Origin of the sequence: Prevotella sp. DNF00663 (genome assembly GCF_001553265.1) — a bacterium.
In the GTDB taxonomy this organism is placed as follows: domain Bacteria; phylum Bacteroidota; class Bacteroidia; order Bacteroidales; family Bacteroidaceae; genus Prevotella.
This window is the reverse complement of sequence record NZ_KQ960638.1, coordinates 1-19,768: the sequence shown is the minus strand read 5'-3', so window position 1 is coordinate 19,768 and position 19,768 is coordinate 1. Positions and strand designations below refer to the sequence as shown.

Below are 19,768 nucleotides of genomic sequence, written 5' to 3'. Positions count from 1 at the left end.
TTTCTAAACTAAGAGTTTTGCAGAGTTCTCGGTCTGTTAAGATTTGTTTTATTCTAGATTAAAATTAATAAAGTGGTTGTTCATTGCGCCAGTCAGAGAAAATATAGATATCTTTCAAATTATTTTTATGTCTCTCTATGCTTTTGTCCAATAATTTACAAACTGTATGTGTCAACATTTATAACGACAGGCTAACAACTTATATGCTTAAAAACTTATTTGCTTAAATTGCTGCAAGGGCGAGGCAAAAATACTGCGTAAGCTAGGCAGTAAAACTGTTAAGTCCGAACAAGAAGCCTGCGAGGGCTATGCAGTATTTTCACTTCAGGGGTCTAGGTAGTTCATCGAGTTTTACTAGCCATTTACCTTTGATACATACCAAAGCCAAGACAAATTCCCCTTCTTTCATGATATGGCCGCTAGTACCGATGGTATCCATAGTTAGGAAGTTGTTAATCCTCACCGTCACATGCATGAGTGAATCGTTTTTCTCGTCTCTCGTATAATCAGTGATTTCTATTGCGGTCGGTTCATCCATGCCACGTAGTATGTCTACATCTTCTTGTTTGACTTGTGTTGCAGCGTAGACAATCCATTTTCTAGATGCAGGATGCGTATATTTCAATGCTTTCTTATAGTTCCAGTTAAAATATGCCGTGGCAAAAGAATCGGCAACTTCACAACTCTCCTTCTCAGTTCCAGATTCTCCGCAGGCCATAAATACCGGGAATAGAATGATCACAGATAAGTACAACAGTGCTCTCATGGGATGAAAAGTTGTTTTTGTAAGCGACATATTAAAAACATTAAATATAGGACAAAGGTAAATAATTAATTTGTTGTTTTCATGTATTCTTTCTAATTTTGTGGGAAATAAAAGAAAAAGGATGTTGAAATTTGTATCTTTCGGTAGTGGTAGTAGTGGAAACAGTTACCTTTTGTATACGGAAACCGATGGACTACTGATAGATGCGGGTGTTGGTATCAGAACCCTTAAGAAACACTTTAAAGAATATGGTTTCTCCCTAAGCCAAATCCATCATATTCTTATTACTCATGATCATGCCGACCATATTAAATCTGTCGGTAGTATTAGTTCGGATTATGATATACCAGTCTATTCTACCTTTAAAGTACATGCAGGTATTGAAAGGAATTTCTGTGTAAGGAGAAAGGTAGCCCCGGATTTTGTGAAAGTGATAGAGAAAGATATAGCTATCAATGTTGGCGAATTTGTCGTTACTCCTTTTGAAGTTCCCCATGATAGTTCCGATAATGTAGGCTACAAAATCGTTTATGATGATGTAACGTTCTGCATTCTGACAGATGTAGGACATATCACAGAGCAGATGAAAGGAATTATCAGTGATGCCAACTATTTAGTAATTGAAGCCAACCACGATGAAGAAATGTTGGCAACAGGACCTTATCCACAGCATTTAAAAATAAGAATTTCAGGCTCAACCGGGCATCTCAGCAACATGGAATGTGCTAAAGCTATTGCCGAGAATGCAACAGAAAAACTCCGACATGTGTGGTTATGCCATCTGAGTGAGGAGAACAACCATCCCGTGCTGGCACAGAAGACAGTGGAACAAACGCTACGCTCTTACGGAATCATAGCCGGAGTTGACTTTCAAGTAGAAGTATTGAAACGTAAAATACCTACCGGATATTTTGAATTGAAATAATGCTTAGAAAGGGAAACCGACCGCGAAATGGAACGCAAAGTCCCTACTCCACTTGGGATGGAAAATGGCATAATGTTCTTCTTGCGTGGTATAAGCCGGATTGATGGCTTTCATACCCATATCAAAGCGCAAAATGAAGTAATCGAAATTCAAACGTAGGCCGAGACCATAAGCCACGGCAAGTTGCTGATAGAATGAATCTAATTGGAATTGACCGCCCGGTTGCTCCGCATAATTTCTTAATGTCCAAATGTTACCGGCATCAACGAATAAAGCACCATTGAGTTTCCAAAAAAGCGATGTGCGGTATTCCACATTTATATCAAGCTTCATATCGCCCGTTTGATTGATAAAGTCTATTCGCCCATCAGTTCCTCTGTATTTACCGGGTCCCAATTCTCTCACGCTCCAACCTCTGACACTGTTGGCTCCACCTGAGAAATATCTTTTCTCGAATGGCAGAACAGAACTATTCCCATAAGGCCATGCGAAGCCTAGTCCGAAGTGTAATGCCAGTTGATTATGTAAATCAAACTGTATCAGATGGGTAAAGTCGAAATCGAACTTTGCATACTGTGCATACGCAATATTAAACAAGGTATATTGTCCTTGTTGGTTTTTCTTAGTTCCAGCAATATGTGAAAAACTATTCAGCAGGTTTCCGGCAGTCTCGACATTGGCTCGTATGGCATTGATACCATCATTATAGGTTACCCCCATTCCTATCTTCATAATGAAGAGATCTTCATAGTTGTAACGAAGTATGGAGTTGCTGATACTGTCTAGATAATTAAACTTGAAAGTTTTACTAATCCACGGCATGTGGACATAGTTGAGGTCTAGTACGTCAAGTCTGTAGGATAAATGATGATGTGGTTCATTCCAACGGTAACGCCATGCCGTTGTAAAGACTCGGCGGTGGAATTCCGGACGGTTTTGTAGATTATAACTTACAGCCAATTCGGATGTTGCGTTGCTGTTTCTCTTAAAAGAATTGGATAAGAACGGTGCTACGAAACGTGGAAATTGCAACTTGGTTTCAAGATTGTATTCCACGTAGTTCTGGTTTTGATAGCCCTCCAAGCCGGTAATAGCCTCAAAGGCAGCTCGCAACTGAATAGTTAACAACTCCGAACCATGAAAGAGATTACGGTCTGAATAAATCAAAGAGGCTGCAGCACCTAAATCTCCTGCCGTATTGGTTCCTTCCGGTTGAAAGGATATGGTATTCGGTTTGTTAGTACTCAACTTAATATCACAATCCAATAAAGAACTGTCCGGAATCTCCTTGAAATTAATGTTGGTATATCTTACTGTCTGTAATTTCGCAAAATTATTATATGTTCGTTGCAGTTTGGAATAATTATATAGTTCTCCAACACGCATGGCCGTACTATTCTCCAACACACTCTTGCGCAACGGAAGTTTGCCATCTTCGTTTCCGCTGAGATAAAATATATTTCTAATGGTATAGCTCTTATGCTGGGTTTCGGGCGATTTGCTATTTTCTCTATAGGGCAACAAGTGCAAAGTGATGTTTACATCATTACTATTTCTTGCAGAGTCGGCACTATAAACAATGAAATCCCGATGAAAACGATAATACCCCCTATCCATCAAATACTGCGTAATGCGTCTACGCTCTTGGTCAAGCTTATCAACAGTAAATCTATCGCCGGATTTCAATTGAGCTTTCTGGGGTGCAGATTTCAATATTTCGGCAATCAGTGTATCTTGAATATCGTATTTTAAAGAGTGAATATAAAAAGGCGTACCGGGTTTGAGTATGTAGGTGACATACATTTTCTTCCGTTTCATAGACGTTTTTAAGTCCACCTGTGCATGCATATATCCCATATTCTGCATGGCGCTTCGTAAGTCCATACACGACAAACGGGCTTGTACTGAATCAAATAACACCGGTTTTTCTCCCATATTTCGCAGTGTGCGGTTCAGCCATTTTGTCGTGTCTTGACCAGCCATCGAATAAGTACCTAATGGTATCTTGAACAGAGAAAACCATTTGGAATTGGGCTTTTGGCGGACGTAAGTTGCCAACGTTGCAGCATCAATATCTTTTGACTTCGACTTTACAGTTACTCCTGATAGTAAATAGTGATTATCAGGAATCAATCTCGATGCTCCACAAGATGTGAGCAAAGAGACAAGTACTAATAATAGAAGTTGATGAAATCTGCATCTCATAATCAACTGCAAACTTACGAAAAAACGCTGAAAAAAGAAATCAAATCAACGAAAATAGGATAAATACCTATTAATTAAAGGCTTAAAGAGGTGGCAATATATATTTTTCGATGCGAGATGAGAAAAATTATCCTTTTTTGATTCGGTCGTAAAATTCTTTTAAACGTGCTCGCGGAATACCGGATTTCTCTAATCTGTGTAACTCTTCTATGGCTTTCTCATTCTTCCTTAAAATAATGCATAGATCAATATGATTGATGATATAATCAATATTCGTACAGTCACGCTTCATCGCTTCTGCATAGTCATATTCCGCCAATTCGTACATTTGACGTTCTTTCTCTATGCCTCCTCTGGCAGCATAGACGATAGCACTGTCAGGATAGGCCTCTGCCAATTGGTTGATTTGGTCGAAGGCCTCTGTAAGATGTTGGTCTTTTTGATTCAGTAAGGCCAAACCTAGTTGCGCTTGGAAATTTCCCGGAACTAGATACAAGAGATGTTCGTAGTCCAATCGTGCAAAATTGTATCGCTTCAGTTTCTCATTGACAAAGGCTCGGAAATATAACCCCGCAACATCTGTGGGCTTTAAGTTAAGCACCTTATCCAAATCTTCTTTAGCATACTCCCATTGTTCTAGACGAATATTCCAAGAAGTTTTCTTCAATCGGAGATCTATGCTATCTGGATAATATGCTAATCGCTCTGTAGCCAACTTCAGACTATCACGTAGCTGAGCATTGGTTTGAGCAGTCATTGTCTGTCCCAAAACGATGAGTAAGAAACCTAAAATAACTCTATTCATGGATACAAATTTACATATAAATCGCGATATATAAGCCAGTGGAAATAAAAAACGGGAAATAAATTCCCGAATCGCCTTCGCATTTGATGGAAAAGTGTCAAGGCCAGCATCAATTCTTTGTCCCAAATGCGTGCTCCAAGTCACAATATGTATTATCTTTAAACAAAAATCTATCCTCAACGGCCAAAAAAAGAGAGGACATAGCAAATGATTTGTGAGTCAGTCAGTTCTGATTATTTGACCATTCGGGGGAAAAACCGCCAAAAGACGGACTTTTGCCAACTTTGGACAGAGCAGCGTTACTAAAACATTACCCTATATCCAAGTAGGAAGGAATGGCAAAAACGGTAATGAACGAGCTAATCCCCAACTGAAATCTTCTGCAAAGATAGCCAAATAAAGGGAGAAAGGGAAGAAAAAAGGCAAAAAAAATGAATGCTTGGAATCTTTCCCGTCAAAGTACAATGAATTGCGTATCAGCGGATAACCTGACAATAAATAGTTTTGTAACTTATAAAAGGTCAGAGTTATGCGAAGTACGTTTAAGGTTCTGTTCTACCTCAAAAAGAATGCCCCGAAGAAAGATGGCATGTGACCTCGCTTTGCAAATTAACCAACGACATGGTCGGCGATGGAACCCAGTGTGAGCCCTGAGCTCGAAGAGGAAAGTATCATTATAATTTATGTAGGCTCGGAGAGGAGTCTGTATACACTTGGTATGTGAGGTTGTCCCGAAAAACGGCCGTTTTAGTTACTTTGGCGGGAATTTATTTCAGGTTTTATAGAGGAAAGATACAAAAAACAAGAAAAACCGATATACATTTAAACGTTTTTTCGTAACTTTGCTTCTTAGAGATAGTTACTAAACATTTTATAATATACATAGTTATGGTTAAAGTTACAAAGGAGGCCGCGCTCCTTTATCACAACAACATCAGACCGGGCAAGATAGAAGTCAAACCCACAAAACCTTATCATACACAGACCGATTTAAGCCTAGCCTACTCGCCGGGTGTAGCCTATCCATGCCTAGAGATTCAGAAGAATCCTGACGACGTATACAAGTACACCGACAAAGGTAATCTAGTCGCTGTTATCAGTAATGGTACGGCAGTATTAGGCCTTGGAGACATTGGTGCTATGAGTGGAAAGCCTGTAATGGAGGGTAAAGGACTGCTATTCAAAATCTATGGTGGTATAGATGTGTTTGACATAGAAGTTGATGAAAAAGACCCTGAGAAATTTTGTGAAGCCATTGAGAAAATAGCTCCTTCATTTGGTGGTATCAACTTGGAGGATATCAAAGCTCCGGAATGTTTTTATATCGAAGAAAGACTGAAAAAGACACTGGACATTCCAGTGATGCACGACGACCAGCACGGTACGGCTATCATCTCCGCAGCAGGCTTAAAGAATGCTTTGGAAGTTGCCGGTAAGAATATAGGCGACGTAAAGATTGTCGTCAATGGAGCCGGAGCAGCTGCTATCAGTTGTACAAAATTATATGTAGCATTAGGAGCTAAAGTAGAAAACATTCTCATGTTGGATTCTAAGGGAGTCATCACTGACAACAGAGAGAAACTCACACCACAGAAAGCAATGTTTGCTACAGCAAGAAGAGACGTCCATACTCTTGAAGAAGCTATCAAGGGTGCAGACGTATTCGTAGGTTTATCGAAGGGCAATATCTTGTCTCAAGACATGATTCGCTCCATGGCTGAAAACCCTATCGTGTTTGCATTGGCCAATCCTGTACCCGAAATTAGTTATGAGGATGCCGTTGCCAGCCGTCCCGATGTATTGATGTCAACTGGACGTAGCGACTATCCTAATCAGATTAACAACGTAATCGGGTTCCCCTATATCTTCCGTGGTGCGTTGGATGTCCATGCCAAAGCTATCAACGAGGAGATGAAATTGGCTGCCGTAGAAGCTATTGCCAATTTGGCAAAACAAACAGTTCCCGATGTCGTAAATCAAGTTTATCATGTTACGGATTTGTCATTTGGCCCTAAATACTTCATACCGAAGCCTGTAGACCCACGTTTGATTACAGAAGTAAGTGCAGCCGTTGCCAAAGCAGCTATTGAGAGTGGTGTGGCTCGTAAGACTATTACAGACTGGGATTCATACAAACAAGGATTGTTACAGTTGTTGGGACAGGAAACAGCTTTGACCAGAAAACTTCACGAAACAGCTAGACTACATCCGCAGAAAGTAGTATTTGCTGAGGGTGGACACCCAACAATGATGAAAGCTGCAGTACAAGCTAAACAAGAAGGTATATGCTTTCCTATCCTATTAGGTAATCCTGACCGTCTTAACCGTTTGGCTCAACGATTGAAATTAAATCTTGATGGTATCGAAATTATCGATATGCGTGCCGATCAAGAACAAGGACGTCGTGCTACATTTGCAAAACATCTAGCCGAAAAGAGAGCTCGTAATGGATATACTTTTGAAGAGGCTTACGACAAGATGTACGAACGCAATTACTTTGGTATGTCTCTAGTAGAAGATGGTATAGCCGATGCTTTCATCACAGGTCTATACACCAAATACAGCAATACTATCAAAGTTGCAAAAGAAGTGATTGGTGTTCGCGAAGGCTATAAGACATTTGGCACCATGCATATCCTTAATACAAAAAAGGGTATCTATTATATTGCCGACACATTGATTAACCGTCACCCTGACGAGAACGTACTTACAGACATCGCTAAGTTATCAGCCCACACTGTAGAGTTCTTTAACGAGACTCCGGTTATGGCCATGCTAAGCTATTCTAACTTTGGTACCGACGAAGTTGGTAGCCCCGTTAAAGTTCACATGGCGGTAGAGCAAATTCAGAAGGAGTTTCCCGATTTGGCTATAGATGGTGAAATGCAAGTCAACTTTGCGCTCAACAAAGAGTTGAGAGACGACAAGTTCCCATTCTCACGCCTAAAAGGTAAGGACGTCAACACATTGGTATTCCCCAATATGAGTAGTGCAAATTGTAGCTACAAATTGCTACAAGCGCTAGACGCCGATACAGAAATCATTGGCCCGATTCAAATGGGACTCAATAAACCTATTCACTTTACCGACTTCGAAAGTTCTGTTAATGATGTAGTAAACATTACTGCTGTCGCTGTAATTGATGCGTATGTTGAGAAATTGAAGAAAAGTAACAATCAGTAAATACTAACTAATGGTATGCATTTCCCTATTAGGGAATATGCATACCATTTATACTTAATAATTTATGACCAACAAATTGATTATAGAAAAATTATCTTGTACGGACATATCCGTATCATCTGTATCTAAGGTATTCCAAGAAAAAGGAATTCAGTACGAACGATTAACTCATTCAAATTGGTTTGAGCAATTCCCTTACGAGCCAAAAGTAGAATTTGCTATCGCGCATAACGGCCAATACATCTTCATCAATTACAAAGTAGAAGAGGAATCTATAAGAGCGCAAGCGCTCACAGACAATGGACATGTGTGGGAAGATTCTTGTTGCGAGTTCTTCATTTCACCCGACGGACAGACCTATTATAATTTTGAATGTAATTGTATTGGTACGCTATTAGTAGGATTTGGTCCCGGACGTGAGGCACGAACCTTAGCCTATCAAGACATTACAAGCACTGTAGAACGTTGGAGTTCATTGGAACATCGTGAAATAGAAAACACAGAAATAGGCTCTTATACATGGGAATTATCTTTAAAGATACCTACCATGGCATTCTTCAAGCATGATATCAAATCTTTTGATGGACTTGAAATGCAAGGTAATGTATATAAATGTGGTGACAAATTACCGCATCCTCACTTTTTATCACTATTCCCAATCAATCTCCCAAAGCCGGACTTCCATTGTCCAACATTCTTCAAAGAGATTCAATGCTCAAATAAGGCACTTTGATAAGACTGAGGCATATTATACTGTTCATTGCTTGTCTGATTTATAACTCGACTTATGCGCAAAGGAACGAGGTGTATTCAGACAATATAGCTTCATTGCAAATCAGTGGAGTGAATGAGTTATTACCTATATATTATATGGATAGCTCTACTCCACTGACTATTGCTTTTGATGAATTGTCTCACGATTATCACCACTATGCATATAAGATAGAGCATTGTGAATATGACTGGGCGATCTCAAAAGACCTCTTTGAAAATGACTTTATTGATGGATTTGCAGAAGATAACATTATCTATGATGCCCAGCAATCCATCAATACCAACATCTTATACACACATTATTCATTTGAATTGCCCAATAAGGATTGCAGATTCAAGATTGGAGGAAACTATAAGATAACCGTTTATGATCTAAATAATAAAGAACAACCGGAATTTACAGTTTATATTTTGGTTTCAGAACAGACGATGGGAGTAAATCTTAATGTTATTACCAATACGGATATAGACATCAACCATAGCCATCAACAAGTCGAAATGAAGGTAAATTATGGCAGTATAAGTGTTATAAATCCAAGTCAGCAAATCAAAGCTACAATCTTACAAAACGGTAGATGGGACAATATATGCGCAAATCCGACACCCACTTACACTACATCTAGCGGATTACAATGGAGTCATAATAAGGATTTAATATTCTCTGGAGGAAACGAATATCGTAAATTTGAGATTCTAGATGATAATCACCCGACACTGAGAGTTGAATCTATAAAATGGGATGGCAATCTATTCAATGCGTATATTACAACAGATGAGCCACGAACAAGTTACGTATATGACGAATCAGCCAATGGTGCTTTCTTCATTCGCAATAGCGATAATATTGACAATGATACACAATCAGATTACCTAAAAGTACATTTTAGATTAAAATCACCTCGATTAAGTCATCCTATCTACATCAATGGAATATGGACAAATGGCCTATTCAATGAAAAAACAATGCTATCGTACAATGAAAATGAGCAAATGTACGAAACAACCATCCTATTAAAGCAAGGTTACTATTCCTATCAATATTTACAATACCATCCTAATAATGGTGCGACATTTGTTCCTAGTGAAGGAAACTTCTTTCAAACTAGGAACAAATATCAAGCACTCATCTATTATAGAGGTTACGGAGATAGAACAGATAGACTCGTTGGAGTGGGTCTATCTAATTACCATTAGCCTATCTTACTTTATTTCATATTCGCACATTCAGAGCAAATGCCCTTGTAATAAAGTTGTACTTCATCGACAACATGCCCATGAACGGTCTTGGGCAATTTGAAAGTGGGAACATCTTCATCCATCAAATCAACTATTTTTCCACACTTTTTACAGAAGAAATGAACATGTGGTGCTGTATTACCATCGTAACATGCTTGTCGATCATCAATCGTTATCATTTGCACCGCATTCCGCTCTGCGAGGAGATGCAAGGTATTATAGACTGTCGTCCTACTTAAAGTAGGAATCTCATCATGTAATCCTTGATAGACATCTTCCACAGTTGGATGGGTAAAATGTGTCAGGAGATAATCCATTATAGCCAATCTTTGAGCTGAAGGACGAATACCTCGCTCTACGAGTTTGTGATAAGCACTCTTATTCATTATTACCTGACTGAATAATTAGCTCTACCATTTCTGAAGAGGTGACCATTTTCTGTTCGCCAGTGGTCATGTTTTTTAATGTAACTTTATTAACAGACATCTCGTTCTCACCCACAATAGCAACATAACCTACGTTCTTTGCATTAGCATAATTCATCTGTTTCTTCATCTTAGCTTGGTCTGGATAAACCTCAGTACGAATCCCTGCCTTGCGTGATACCGTTGCTAATTGAAGGCTATAAGCAGCCTCTGCCTCTCCTAAATTCAAGAAAAGAAGCTGTACACTATTGTTCGTTTCCTTCGGATATAAGTCTAGTGTATTAAGAACATCATAAATACGGTCTGCTCCAAAACTAATACCAACCCCACTGATACCGGGTAAACCAAGGATACCGGTAAGGTTATCATAGCGTCCACCTCCCGTAATACTACCAATAGGAGTATCCAATGCCTTCACTTCAAAGATGGCTCCGGTATAATAATTCAGTCCACGAGCAAGCGATAAGTCCAACTCTATCGTATTCTCTAAAGTTGCTGCTTTGAGTGAATCTAATATAAATTGAGTCTCTTCAATTCCCTTCAAGCCAACTTCTGAACTTTGCAGGAACTCTCGCATTGTATTCAATTTTTCGTCATTAGTACCCGAAAGCGAGATAACAGGTTGCAATTTAGCTATCGCTTCTTCGCTAATACCATCGTTACGTAGTTCTTCATTGACATTCTCAATACCAATCTTATCGAGCTTATCAATAGCTACAGTAATATCAATGATCTTATCTGCCTCTCCTATCACCTCGGCTATACCGGATAATATCTTACGATTATTAATCTTGATAGCTACGCGAGTGCCAAATTTAGAGAAGACAGTATCAACGATCTGCATCAGTTCTACCTCATTCAGTAATGAGTCTGATCCCACAATATCAGCATCACACTGATAGAATTCACGATAACGTCCCTTCTGGGGTCTATCTGCTCGCCATACCGGTTGAATTTGATAACGTTTAAAAGGAAGCTGTAGCTCTTCCCTATGCATAGCGACATATCTTGCAAAAGGAACCGTCAAATCATATCTTAGCCCCTTTTCGCAGAGTTTACTTGCTAATTTTACAGAGTTCCTTTCCTCTAATTCCTGATTATCAATCTTTGCTAAATAGTCTCCGGAGTTCAATACTTTGAAGAGTAACTTATCGCCCTCTTCTCCATATTTACCCATAAGAGTCTGTAAGGTCTCTAATGCCGGCGTCTCTATCTGTTGAAAGCCATAGAGCGAATATACTTCTTTTATTGTAGAGAAGATATAATTCCGCTTGGCCATTTCTATTGGGCCAAAGTCTCTTGTCCCCTTGGGTATACTTGGTTTATTTGCCATTATTTATTTTCTAACAATTGTTTGGGCGCGATCCGGCCCTATTGAAATAATCTTAATTGGAGTCTTCAACTGAGCCTCTAAGAACTCCACATAGCTACTAAATTCCTTGGGGAATTGAGATTCTGAAGTAAATTGAGTCATATCAGTCTTCCATCCGGGTAGCTCTTCATATATAGGTTCAACCTCATCAATATCATATGGGAAATCAGAAGTAACTTCTCCATTCTTCAACTTATAAGCAGTGCATGCCTTAATTGTATCAAAACTATCAAGAACATCGCTCTTCATCATAATCAATTCGGTCACACCATTGACCATAATAGAATAACGCAATTGGACAAGATCTATCCAACCACAACGACGCTCACGCCCTGTAACAGCTCCATACTCATGTCCTAGGTCTCTCAATTTCTTTCCGGTTTCATCGAATAATTCCGTAGGGAATGGTCCGGAACCTACTCGTGTACAATAAGCTTTCATGATACCATACACGTTTCCAACCTTGTTTGGGCCAATACCCAAGCCGATACATGCTCCTGCACAAATCGTATTAGAAGACGTCACAAATGGATATGAGCCGAAATCAACATCCAACATTGTGCCTTGAGCACCCTCACACAAGATGCTAGAACCATCTTGTAAATATCGATTAATCTCATGCTCACTATCCACAAAATGGAATTGACGGAGATATTCAATACCTTCCATCCACTTCTTCTCAACTTCTGTAATATCAAAGTCTGTGTAGTTAAGAGCCTTCAACATTTCAATATGGCGTGCTTTATGGGCTGCATATTTCTCTTCAAATTTGTCAAGGATATCACCAACTCTCAAGCCCGCTCTACTTACCTTATCTGTATAAGTAGGACCGATGCCCTTACCTGTAGTACCCACCTTGTTCTTACCTTTAGCCAACTCTTGTGCGGCATCCAATAATCTGTGTGTAGGCATAATCAGATGAGCCTTCTTCGAGATATGCAATCTTTCTTTAAGAGGGTGCCCACTCTTCTCCAAATCCTTCGCTTCATCCATGAACAAGTCGGGAGCAAGAACTACTCCATTTCCGATGATATTCACCTTTCCGCCTTGGAATATGCCGGAGGGGATTGATCTTAAAACATATTTCTGGCCTTCAAATTCCAAAGTATGTCCGGCATTTGGCCCCCCTTGGAAACGAGCCACAACATCATATTGAGGTGTCAGCACGTCAACAACCTTCCCTTTACCTTCATCGCCCCACTGTAATCCGAGCAGGACATCAACTTTACCTGTTGTGTTCATTGTTCTATAGATATTTCGTTTAATTTCTATTCTACTTGATTCGACTTGTCACGATTAAACTTTGTTTGGCATTTACTACAAAGGCCATAAACGTATAGAGAGAAGCCGTCCTTGTAAAAGCGCTTGTATTTCACCTCATCAATGGCCTTAGCTATCTCCGGATAATATACCTCCGTCACTTTACCACACATCGTACAGATTTGATGGCAATGATTTTTATTAGCATAGCTTATCTCATATTTGGTTCCATCTAGCAATTTATGCCGCACTATCAGGCGTAATTTAAGAAACAACCGCATTGTATTATACAATGTGGCACGACTAACTCTGAAATTAAGTTGCTCTAACTTCCTACTTAACTGTTCTAATGAAAAATGTCCTTCAATCTGATAGGCTGTTTCCAAAATGGCATGTCGTTCCGGAGTCTTCCGTTTATTATTATTTTCCAAATAGCGATCTAGAACGTCACGAGCCGTCTTTAATGCTTCCTCGTTCATATTGCACCTGTCATATTGTCCCACAAAGTTATCAAAAAACTTCTATATATAAAAACATTGATAGACAAAATCTACAATATTCCATCCAACCTCTGTAGAATGATATCTGCCCGCTCTTGATAATCCTCCCCCAAATCCATAAAACGATACAGGCTATTAGTCGCTGCATGTCTGACTCCAACATGCTTACACTTCAATGCTGCGACGATGCTACTTAAATATTCTTGCGCATCAGCATCAGTAGGAATATGTCCATTCACAAACAATCTAGCTAGCAATTGATAAGCCATTATTTGCATCATTTCATTATCCGCCACCATCCATTTATAAGCTAATTGGGGTGAACGCTCCCAATATTGCAACAGATTAAAGGCCAACAACTCCGCCATTTCCTGCGAATTCACTTGTTCACCCCATGCTTCCAACAACTCATCGGTAAGCGATTTCACCGGCATTATCAGCGTTGCAAGAATCTTACATTCCCTGATATTCTCTTGCCACAATGCCAAGGCTAATGCTTCATCCTTGCCGTATTCCACAGCCATCTTTTGCAATTCTGGCAAAGGCACTCCCCAATTAATCTTATAACTGACACCTTTTTGCCCCATAGAATGAGCTGTGGGACCACTCATATACAGCCTGAACGACTGTTTTATCTTCTTTAATTTCTCGTGTGTTATTTCTTCCATTCTATTCTGTTTGCTTATATCAATGTTGCATACTCGGTTGAATATCTCATCATTTGTTGTTCATAAGTCTCAGTGTAATCCACCAATACGTCCGTCACAGTCTTACCATCCGCACCATATTCGAGCTTTAACCACGGATTCAAAAAACCTTTATAAGGTGCTATATTCAGTTTCTTGTATCTTTCCAACACTTCATGATGCAGACTTGCATCAATCTTTACGCCATAGGTTTCAACCATCTGTCGGGCAGCCTCAAAGTCTCCTTCACTCTTGATACGCTGTACTTCTTTAAGTAGTTCTCCAAAAGAGTATCTAAGCTTTTGATAATCATCTACATGTAAGAAAGTCTTCGTATTAAGCTTAAATAGCTTAACATTACCTTCCGAATGGTTTAAAATCCAATTTCCTATCAACGCCCTATTCCTCATATGCGCCTCTTCCAGTTGTTGTCCTTCCTTTATTCTCACATTTTGAGTCAGCAAGCCATTCAACAAATAGGTATAGTATTGACTCTTGTAGGCTTCAGAAGAATCTAATAATCCTAACTCTATCAGCTTCGGATCTGCCACATAATAGAGTCCGAACAAATCTGCCCTAGCCTCCTCTATCGTATTACCATAAGCTTTTAAAGCCTCCGTTGTAACACCGGGCAAAGTCCGTCCACTTCCATGCCCTAGACATTCATGCAGGTCAGTATGCAAATCATCGCAGATATCACCATACTTTTCTATCAGTTGGCGAGTTGCATCATCGTCTACAAATTCCTCCAAAAAGCCGTTGCCTTTTGCTATCTTATTATAAGCAGAAGTGAGATTTCCTATTGTCACACTTTTACTGCCATATTCTGTTCGAATCCAATCAGCATTAGGCAGATTGATTCCTATTGCGCTCGACGGATACTCATCGCCACCCAACATAGCGGCATTAACAACATTAGCTGTGACACCTTTTACTACTGGTTTCTTGAATTGAGGAGCAACCGGAGAGTGGTCTTCAAACCATTGGGCATTCCTACATATCGTTTGTGTTCGTTGAGTAGCTTGCAAATCCTTATATTCCACAAGCCCTTCCCAAGTACCTTTCATACCAAGTGGGTCACCATACACTTCTATAAAACCATTGATAAAATCTACTTGTCCATCTAGTTCTTGCAGCCATTTAATAGAATAATTATCAAAAACTTCTAAATCTCCTGTTTCATAGTAACTTATCAACAATTCTATAACCCTTACTTGAGTTTCATTTTCAGCAAATTCCTTTGCCTTTCCTAGCCAATATACAATTTGTTGCAAGGCTGAACCATACATGCCATCCACCTTCCAAACCCGCTCCGATATACCATCGGCTGTTTTCAGCAGTTTGGAATTAAGTCCCCATGAGACTTTGCTATCTGGATATTTTTTGTGCAACTTGTCATAGTATGCTTCTACTTCCGCTTGTTGTACCCCTTCGTAAAAATTACAAGCAGACGTTGATACCAAATCATCCCCATCGGTCTGATTGACTCTACGGGCACAAACTTCCGGAGAAAAGATGACCGGACATAGCTCATCTAGCAAATCTTTAGCATGTTCGTCAGTTTTTAATGGTAAAACTGATTCATCTACTTGCATCACTTGTTGACGCAAATAAGCCTCTGAAAAATCTGGTACAAACTTCTCACAACCATAATGATGATGTATTCCACTAGAAAACCAAACTCGCTTTAAATACACTACAAGTGCATCCCAACTACTATTATCACCATGATTCGTGCTATTCGTATAGACCGCCTCAAGCATCCATCTAATACGTAGGTTATACTTTCCATTTTGGTCGAACGTGATGTCACGCCCTATCAACGTTGCTTTCGACAAATAATATATATATAATTTCTGCTGAAGAGTCAATTCTTCAAATCCTTCTAACTTATATCGCAGCATCTGTAAATCTGCGAATCGTTCTCCCGAATAATTAAAATTATCTTGCATTCTTCTTTTATATGTTTGTTCACTCGTTATTATCCGCCTTTCCTTTTGATGAAGAGGGCCTTTTGGTATAGCCTCCATGCTGAAACCTATATTCTCGCGGAGTACACTTATTCTGTTTATAAAACGCAGCATAAAAGCTCTGCCTGTTGGCAAACCCGACCATATCGGACACATCTTCCATATTCAATTTACCGAATCTCTTACTCGCCAAGATACCCATAGCCTCTTCTACGCGATACTTATTTACCAAAGAAGTATAGTTCATGTGAAACTTCACATTTACTACTGCAGAGATATAACGAGTGTTAGTACCTAAATCTTCTGCCAGTTTTTTTGCAGAATAGTCCTTATCCTTATAATGTTTCTGTTTAAACAGAATCTCATGAACTTTCATCTTAAGCTCATCCATTAAACACGAATTGACCAACGAACGGTACACGGCCTTCTTTTCTTTCTTCTCTGTAATATTATACTTACTCATAGCAATATACTTTTGACTAGACAAATATAGGGAAAAATAATAACATTACCGACTTTACTTATCATTTTTTACTACCGTCGATTATAAGATATATACCACTATATCACAGTAACCAGCATCATTTTTCCTTGTATTCCAAATCTAATAGCAATCAGCCATCTATACCATCAATCCGTTGCACGGGCTTAGCAACACTGCTGTCAAGCCCATTCAGCAATTCTGCAAATACACAACAGCAATTCTGCAAAGCCCACTCAGTAAAATCAGAAACGCCTAGTGCTAATCCATGCGAGACTTATAGTCTTCGTAATCATACTCTCGAAGGATAGTTAAATTACCGCTATCATCAGCTATTCCTAATGCGGGATGCGAGATACCATTGAATGTATTGGTCTTGACAGTAGTGTAATGTATCATGTCCTCAAATATAATATTCTCTCCAATTTGCAGTTGATGGTCGAACTGCCAACTACCCATGAAATCGCCGGATAGACAGCTATTGCCACCTAATCTATATATATAGGCATCTAAACTTGCACCGTTTGCCGCCTCCATGGGTAAAGTCTTCGCATTGCGTACAGCTGGCTGATAAGGCATTTCAAGACAATCGGGCATATGACAAGTAAAACTTACATTCAATATGGCAGTCTGTATGCCATGGTCTTCTACCACATCTACAACCTGCGATACGAGCGGACCAGTCTGCCAAGCAAAGGCACTACCGGGCTCAAGTATTACTTGCAGATGAGGATATCTATCATGGAAACCTTCCAAAATACGAATGAGTAGGTCAACATCATAGTCACTTCGTGTCATCAAATGTCCCCCACCAAAATTAATCCACTTCAATTGTGAGAACCAAGGAGAAAACTTTTCTTCTATATGTTGGAGTGTACGCTGGAACACATCGGCTCCACTCTCGCAATGACAATGACAATGAAAGCCCTCTACGTCGTTCGGAAATGTGACCGGAAGCTTATCGGCCGTAACTCCAAATCGCGTACCGGGGGCACAAGGATTATACAAATCAGTACCAACTTCCGAATATTCAGGATTTACCCGCAGGCCTATGCTTATCTTAGGATTGCCAGCTTTCACTCTTTGAGCGTATCGAGCGTATTGCGATAACGAATTAAATGTCAGATGACTAGAGTACTTTGCAATTTCGTCTATCTCATAATCAGTATATGCAGGAGAGAACGTATGCGCCTTACTCCCAAACTCGTAAAATGCCAATTTAGCCTCATTGAGAGAGCTAGCAGTCGTTGCTCCGATATATTCTTTAAAAATTGGGAAAGTTTTCCACAAAGCATAAGCTTTAAAAGCCAATATTATTTCTACATCAGTAGCTTTTGCAACATGCTGAATCAATTCCAAATTACGTCTCAGTTTGGATTCTTCCAAGATATAAATCGGACGATGAATCCCTGCAAAAGTAGTCAAGTCGACAGTCATTCTCTGTAAAGTTAGTATTTTATAGTGCAAAGATAGTTTTTTAATCAGTAATAAATTGGGAGTTTATAATAAAATTCATAAATTTGCATCGGTAAATATTTACAGACGGATGAAGCTAGTAATAATGACTAAATCTTCTTTCTTTGTTGAAGAAGATAAAATTCTTGTCACACTCTTTGACGAAGGGATGGACAATTTACATCTCTATAAGCCAGATTCATCCTCTCTTTATGAAGAGCGACTATTGTCGTTAATCCCAGAACAGTATTACAAACGTATCACCCTACACGAGCATTTCTACCTCAAGAAAGAATATAATCTGGCTGGCATTCATTTAGACACTCCTTCTATAGAAGTGCCGGATGGCTACAAAGGCAAGGTTAGTCGCACATGCACAGATATTGCTCAACTCAAAGAAATGAAGAAGAAATCAAACTACGTCTTTTTGAAGAATGTATTTGATTGTATTGAGTTTAAGGATGAAAGGTCGAATTTCAGTATAACAGAACTGGAGAATGCCGCAGCTAAAAGGCTTATAGATAAGAAGGTATATGCACTAGGAGGTATGGGACTCGATAATATTGCAATCGCTAAAGAACTTGGATTTGGCGGAGTAGTGATTTGTGGCGATATGTGGAAACGGTTCGACATTCACAACCAAGTAGACTTTAAAGATTTGGTAGGCCACTTCGAGCAATTAAGAAAAGCAATTGATTAATAAACTTAAATCAAAATAAAACGCTAATGGAAATGAGTGAAAACAACTCTTTTTTGGTTTTCTCGGGAACAAGTACGAGATACCTTGCAGAAAAAATTTGTGCCAGTCTCGGTTGTCCCTTAGGCAATCTAGTAGTAACAAGATTCTCTGATGGTGAATTCGCAGTGTCTTATGAGGAATCCATTCGCGGCCGTGACGTCTTCCTCGTACAAAGCACTTTTCCCAATTCAGACAATCTTATGGAGCTTCTGTTGATGATTGACGCAGCCAAACGTGCTTCTGCACGCCATATCATTGCCGTTATTCCCTACTTTGGATGGGCACGTCAGGACCGCAAAGACAAACCGAGAGTCAGCATTGGAGCCAAGCTAGTGGCCGATCTTCTCAGTGTTGCGGGCATTGATAGATTGATTACGATGGACTTGCACGCCGACCAGATTCAAGGATTCTTTGATGTTCCTGTAGACCACTTGTATGCTTCAGGCGTCATTCTGCCTTATTTACAGAGTCTTCACTTGAAGGATTTAGTGATAGCTTCGCCCGATGTGGGTGGTTCTAAGCGTGCTAATACCTACGCTAAGTACCTCGGTTGTCCGCTCGTTCTTTGCAACAAAACACGCGCTCGTGCCAATGTTGTAGACAGCATGCAAATTATTGGTGACGTTGCCGGCAAGAATGTGGTTATCGTTGATGATATGGTAGACACCGCAGGAACCATTACCAAGGCGGCCGACATAATGAAAGAAGCCGGAGCTTTGAGCGTTCGTGCATGCGCTTCACACTGCGTTATGAGCGGTCCTGCATCTGAGCGTGTACAGGATTCGGCTTTGGAAGAGATTGTATTCACCGACTCTATCCCTTATTCTCACCGCTGTGCGAAAGTTAAGCAGCTCTCTGTTGCCGATATGATAGCCGAAACTATCAAGCGCGTGGTTCAGAATGAGAGTATCTCTTCACAATATTTGGTATAAGAATTATCTATATATAAAAAAGAAGAGGGTGTGTCAAAATTGATACACTCTCTT

The 19,768-nt window shown here is 39.7% G+C and carries 17 protein-coding genes; 6 read left to right on the top strand and 11 right to left on the bottom strand.

Annotated features, from left to right (window positions below):
• Positions 1 to 319: 319 nt before the first annotated feature.
• A complete protein-coding gene (locus tag HMPREF3034_RS08220; protein ID WP_156431081.1) occupies positions 320 to 718 on the bottom strand; it encodes a hypothetical protein in 399 nt (132 codons plus the stop codon).
• Between the two features lie 169 nt (positions 719 to 887).
• Between HMPREF3034_RS08220 and HMPREF3034_RS08215 the strand changes: the two genes are divergently transcribed.
• Positions 888 to 1,691, top strand: coding sequence for an MBL fold metallo-hydrolase (locus HMPREF3034_RS08215; protein WP_036898699.1), 804 nt, complete (start codon positions 888 to 890; stop codon positions 1,689 to 1,691).
• A 3-nt stretch (positions 1,692 to 1,694) separates the two neighbouring features.
• On the opposite strand, the gene HMPREF3034_RS08210 is transcribed toward HMPREF3034_RS08215, so the two are convergent.
• Positions 1,695 to 3,896, bottom strand: coding sequence for a translocation and assembly module lipoprotein TamL (locus HMPREF3034_RS08210; protein WP_062434718.1), 2,202 nt, complete (start codon positions 3,894 to 3,896; stop codon positions 1,695 to 1,697).
• Positions 3,897 to 4,023: 127 nt separating this feature from the next.
• Positions 4,024 to 4,701 (bottom strand): tetratricopeptide repeat protein, encoded by a 678-nt coding sequence (locus tag HMPREF3034_RS08205; RefSeq protein ID WP_036898702.1) that lies wholly within the window; start codon positions 4,699 to 4,701, stop codon positions 4,024 to 4,026.
• An 888-nt stretch (positions 4,702 to 5,589) separates the two neighbouring features.
• Here HMPREF3034_RS08205 and HMPREF3034_RS08200 point away from each other — a divergent pair.
• The 3 genes from HMPREF3034_RS08200 to HMPREF3034_RS08190 all read left to right on the top strand — a co-directional run bounded on the left by HMPREF3034_RS08200 (position 5,590) and on the right by HMPREF3034_RS08190 (position 9,852).
• Entirely contained in the window at positions 5,590 to 7,884 is a 2,295-nt protein-coding gene (locus HMPREF3034_RS08200; protein WP_036898719.1) for an NADP-dependent malic enzyme, read from the top strand.
• Between the two features lie 76 nt (positions 7,885 to 7,960).
• Positions 7,961 to 8,617: a carbohydrate-binding family 9-like protein gene (locus HMPREF3034_RS08195; RefSeq protein ID WP_231725645.1), complete on the top strand. Its 657-nt coding sequence runs from the start codon at positions 7,961 to 7,963 to the stop codon at positions 8,615 to 8,617.
• A gap of 71 nt (positions 8,618 to 8,688) precedes the next feature.
• Complete coding sequence (locus HMPREF3034_RS08190; RefSeq protein WP_369796369.1) at positions 8,689 to 9,852, top strand: type IX secretion system plug protein; 1,164 nt, start codon at positions 8,689 to 8,691, stop codon at positions 9,850 to 9,852.
• An 11-nt stretch (positions 9,853 to 9,863) separates the two neighbouring features.
• Here the strand turns inward: HMPREF3034_RS08190 and HMPREF3034_RS08185 are convergent, their stop codons facing one another.
• The 8 genes from HMPREF3034_RS08185 to nspC all read right to left on the bottom strand — a co-directional run bounded on the left by HMPREF3034_RS08185 (position 9,864) and on the right by nspC (position 18,025).
• On the bottom strand, positions 9,864 to 10,280 hold the full coding sequence (locus HMPREF3034_RS08185; protein WP_062434712.1) for a Fur family transcriptional regulator: 417 nt from the start codon (positions 10,278 to 10,280) through the stop codon (positions 9,864 to 9,866).
• Positions 10,273 to 11,652, bottom strand: a complete 1,380-nt coding sequence (gene hisS, locus HMPREF3034_RS08180; protein WP_062434710.1) for a histidine--tRNA ligase — start codon at positions 11,650 to 11,652, stop codon at positions 10,273 to 10,275. The genes HMPREF3034_RS08185 and hisS overlap by 8 nt, the downstream gene beginning before the upstream one ends.
• Positions 11,653 to 11,655: 3 nt before the next feature.
• The gene (locus HMPREF3034_RS08175; RefSeq protein WP_036898732.1) at positions 11,656 to 12,933 is read right to left on the bottom strand and encodes an adenylosuccinate synthase; all 1,278 of its coding nucleotides are present in this window, start codon (positions 12,931 to 12,933) and stop codon (positions 11,656 to 11,658) included.
• 26 nt (positions 12,934 to 12,959) lie between these two features.
• Entirely contained in the window at positions 12,960 to 13,430 is a 471-nt protein-coding gene (locus tag HMPREF3034_RS08170; protein ID WP_062434707.1) for a Fur family transcriptional regulator, read from the bottom strand.
• Between the two features lie 71 nt (positions 13,431 to 13,501).
• On the bottom strand, positions 13,502 to 14,119 hold the full coding sequence (locus HMPREF3034_RS08165) for a DNA alkylation repair protein (protein ID WP_062434704.1): 618 nt from the start codon (positions 14,117 to 14,119) through the stop codon (positions 13,502 to 13,504).
• Between the two features lie 14 nt (positions 14,120 to 14,133).
• Complete coding sequence (locus HMPREF3034_RS08160) at positions 14,134 to 16,089, bottom strand: dipeptidyl-peptidase 3 family protein (protein WP_062434701.1); 1,956 nt, start codon at positions 16,087 to 16,089, stop codon at positions 14,134 to 14,136.
• Positions 16,090 to 16,108: 19 nt separating this feature from the next.
• Complete coding sequence (locus tag HMPREF3034_RS08155) at positions 16,109 to 16,570, bottom strand: helix-turn-helix domain-containing protein (protein WP_062434698.1); 462 nt, start codon at positions 16,568 to 16,570, stop codon at positions 16,109 to 16,111.
• A gap of 279 nt (positions 16,571 to 16,849) precedes the next feature.
• Complete coding sequence (gene nspC, locus HMPREF3034_RS08150) at positions 16,850 to 18,025, bottom strand: carboxynorspermidine decarboxylase (protein ID WP_062434690.1); 1,176 nt, start codon at positions 18,023 to 18,025, stop codon at positions 16,850 to 16,852.
• Between the two features lie 109 nt (positions 18,026 to 18,134).
• On the opposite strand from nspC, the gene HMPREF3034_RS08145 reads away from it, so the two are divergent.
• Positions 18,135 to 18,743, top strand: a complete 609-nt coding sequence (locus tag HMPREF3034_RS08145; RefSeq protein ID WP_036898746.1) for a thiamine phosphate synthase — start codon at positions 18,135 to 18,137, stop codon at positions 18,741 to 18,743.
• 32 nt (positions 18,744 to 18,775) lie between these two features.
• Entirely contained in the window at positions 18,776 to 19,714 is a 939-nt protein-coding gene (locus tag HMPREF3034_RS08140; RefSeq protein WP_036898754.1) for a ribose-phosphate pyrophosphokinase, read from the top strand.
• Positions 19,715 to 19,768: the final 54 nt, after the last annotated feature.

Excerpts from the sequence above, each read along its gene's own strand:
- HMPREF3034_RS08205 (WP_036898702.1), bottom strand. The coding sequence starts at position 4,701 with ATGAATAGAGTTATTTTAGGTTTCTTACTCATCGTTTTGGGACAGACA.
- HMPREF3034_RS08175 (WP_036898732.1), bottom strand. The coding sequence starts at position 12,933 with ATGAACACAACAGGTAAAGTTGATGTCCTGCTCGGATTACAGTGGGGC.
- HMPREF3034_RS08140 (WP_036898754.1), top strand. The coding sequence starts at position 18,776 with ATGAGTGAAAACAACTCTTTTTTGGTTTTCTCGGGAACAAGTACGAGA.
- HMPREF3034_RS08155 (WP_062434698.1), bottom strand. The coding sequence starts at position 16,570 with ATGAGTAAGTATAATATTACAGAGAAGAAAGAAAAGAAGGCCGTGTAC.
- HMPREF3034_RS08160 (WP_062434701.1), bottom strand. The coding sequence starts at position 16,089 with ATGCAAGATAATTTTAATTATTCGGGAGAACGATTCGCAGATTTACAG.
- HMPREF3034_RS08170 (WP_062434707.1), bottom strand. The coding sequence starts at position 13,430 with ATGAACGAGGAAGCATTAAAGACGGCTCGTGACGTTCTAGATCGCTAT.
- HMPREF3034_RS08200 (WP_036898719.1), top strand. The coding sequence starts at position 5,590 with ATGGTTAAAGTTACAAAGGAGGCCGCGCTCCTTTATCACAACAACATC.
- HMPREF3034_RS08145 (WP_036898746.1), top strand. The coding sequence starts at position 18,135 with ATGAAGCTAGTAATAATGACTAAATCTTCTTTCTTTGTTGAAGAAGAT.
- nspC (WP_062434690.1), bottom strand. The coding sequence starts at position 18,025 with ATGACTGTCGACTTGACTACTTTTGCAGGGATTCATCGTCCGATTTAT.
- HMPREF3034_RS08215 (WP_036898699.1), top strand. The coding sequence starts at position 888 with ATGTTGAAATTTGTATCTTTCGGTAGTGGTAGTAGTGGAAACAGTTAC.
- HMPREF3034_RS08185 (WP_062434712.1), bottom strand. The coding sequence starts at position 10,280 with ATGAATAAGAGTGCTTATCACAAACTCGTAGAGCGAGGTATTCGTCCT.
- hisS (WP_062434710.1), bottom strand. The coding sequence starts at position 11,652 with ATGGCAAATAAACCAAGTATACCCAAGGGGACAAGAGACTTTGGCCCA.
- HMPREF3034_RS08165 (WP_062434704.1), bottom strand. The coding sequence starts at position 14,119 with ATGGAAGAAATAACACACGAGAAATTAAAGAAGATAAAACAGTCGTTC.
- HMPREF3034_RS08220 (WP_156431081.1), bottom strand. The coding sequence starts at position 718 with ATGGCCTGCGGAGAATCTGGAACTGAGAAGGAGAGTTGTGAAGTTGCC.
- HMPREF3034_RS08210 (WP_062434718.1), bottom strand. The coding sequence starts at position 3,896 with ATGAGATGCAGATTTCATCAACTTCTATTATTAGTACTTGTCTCTTTG.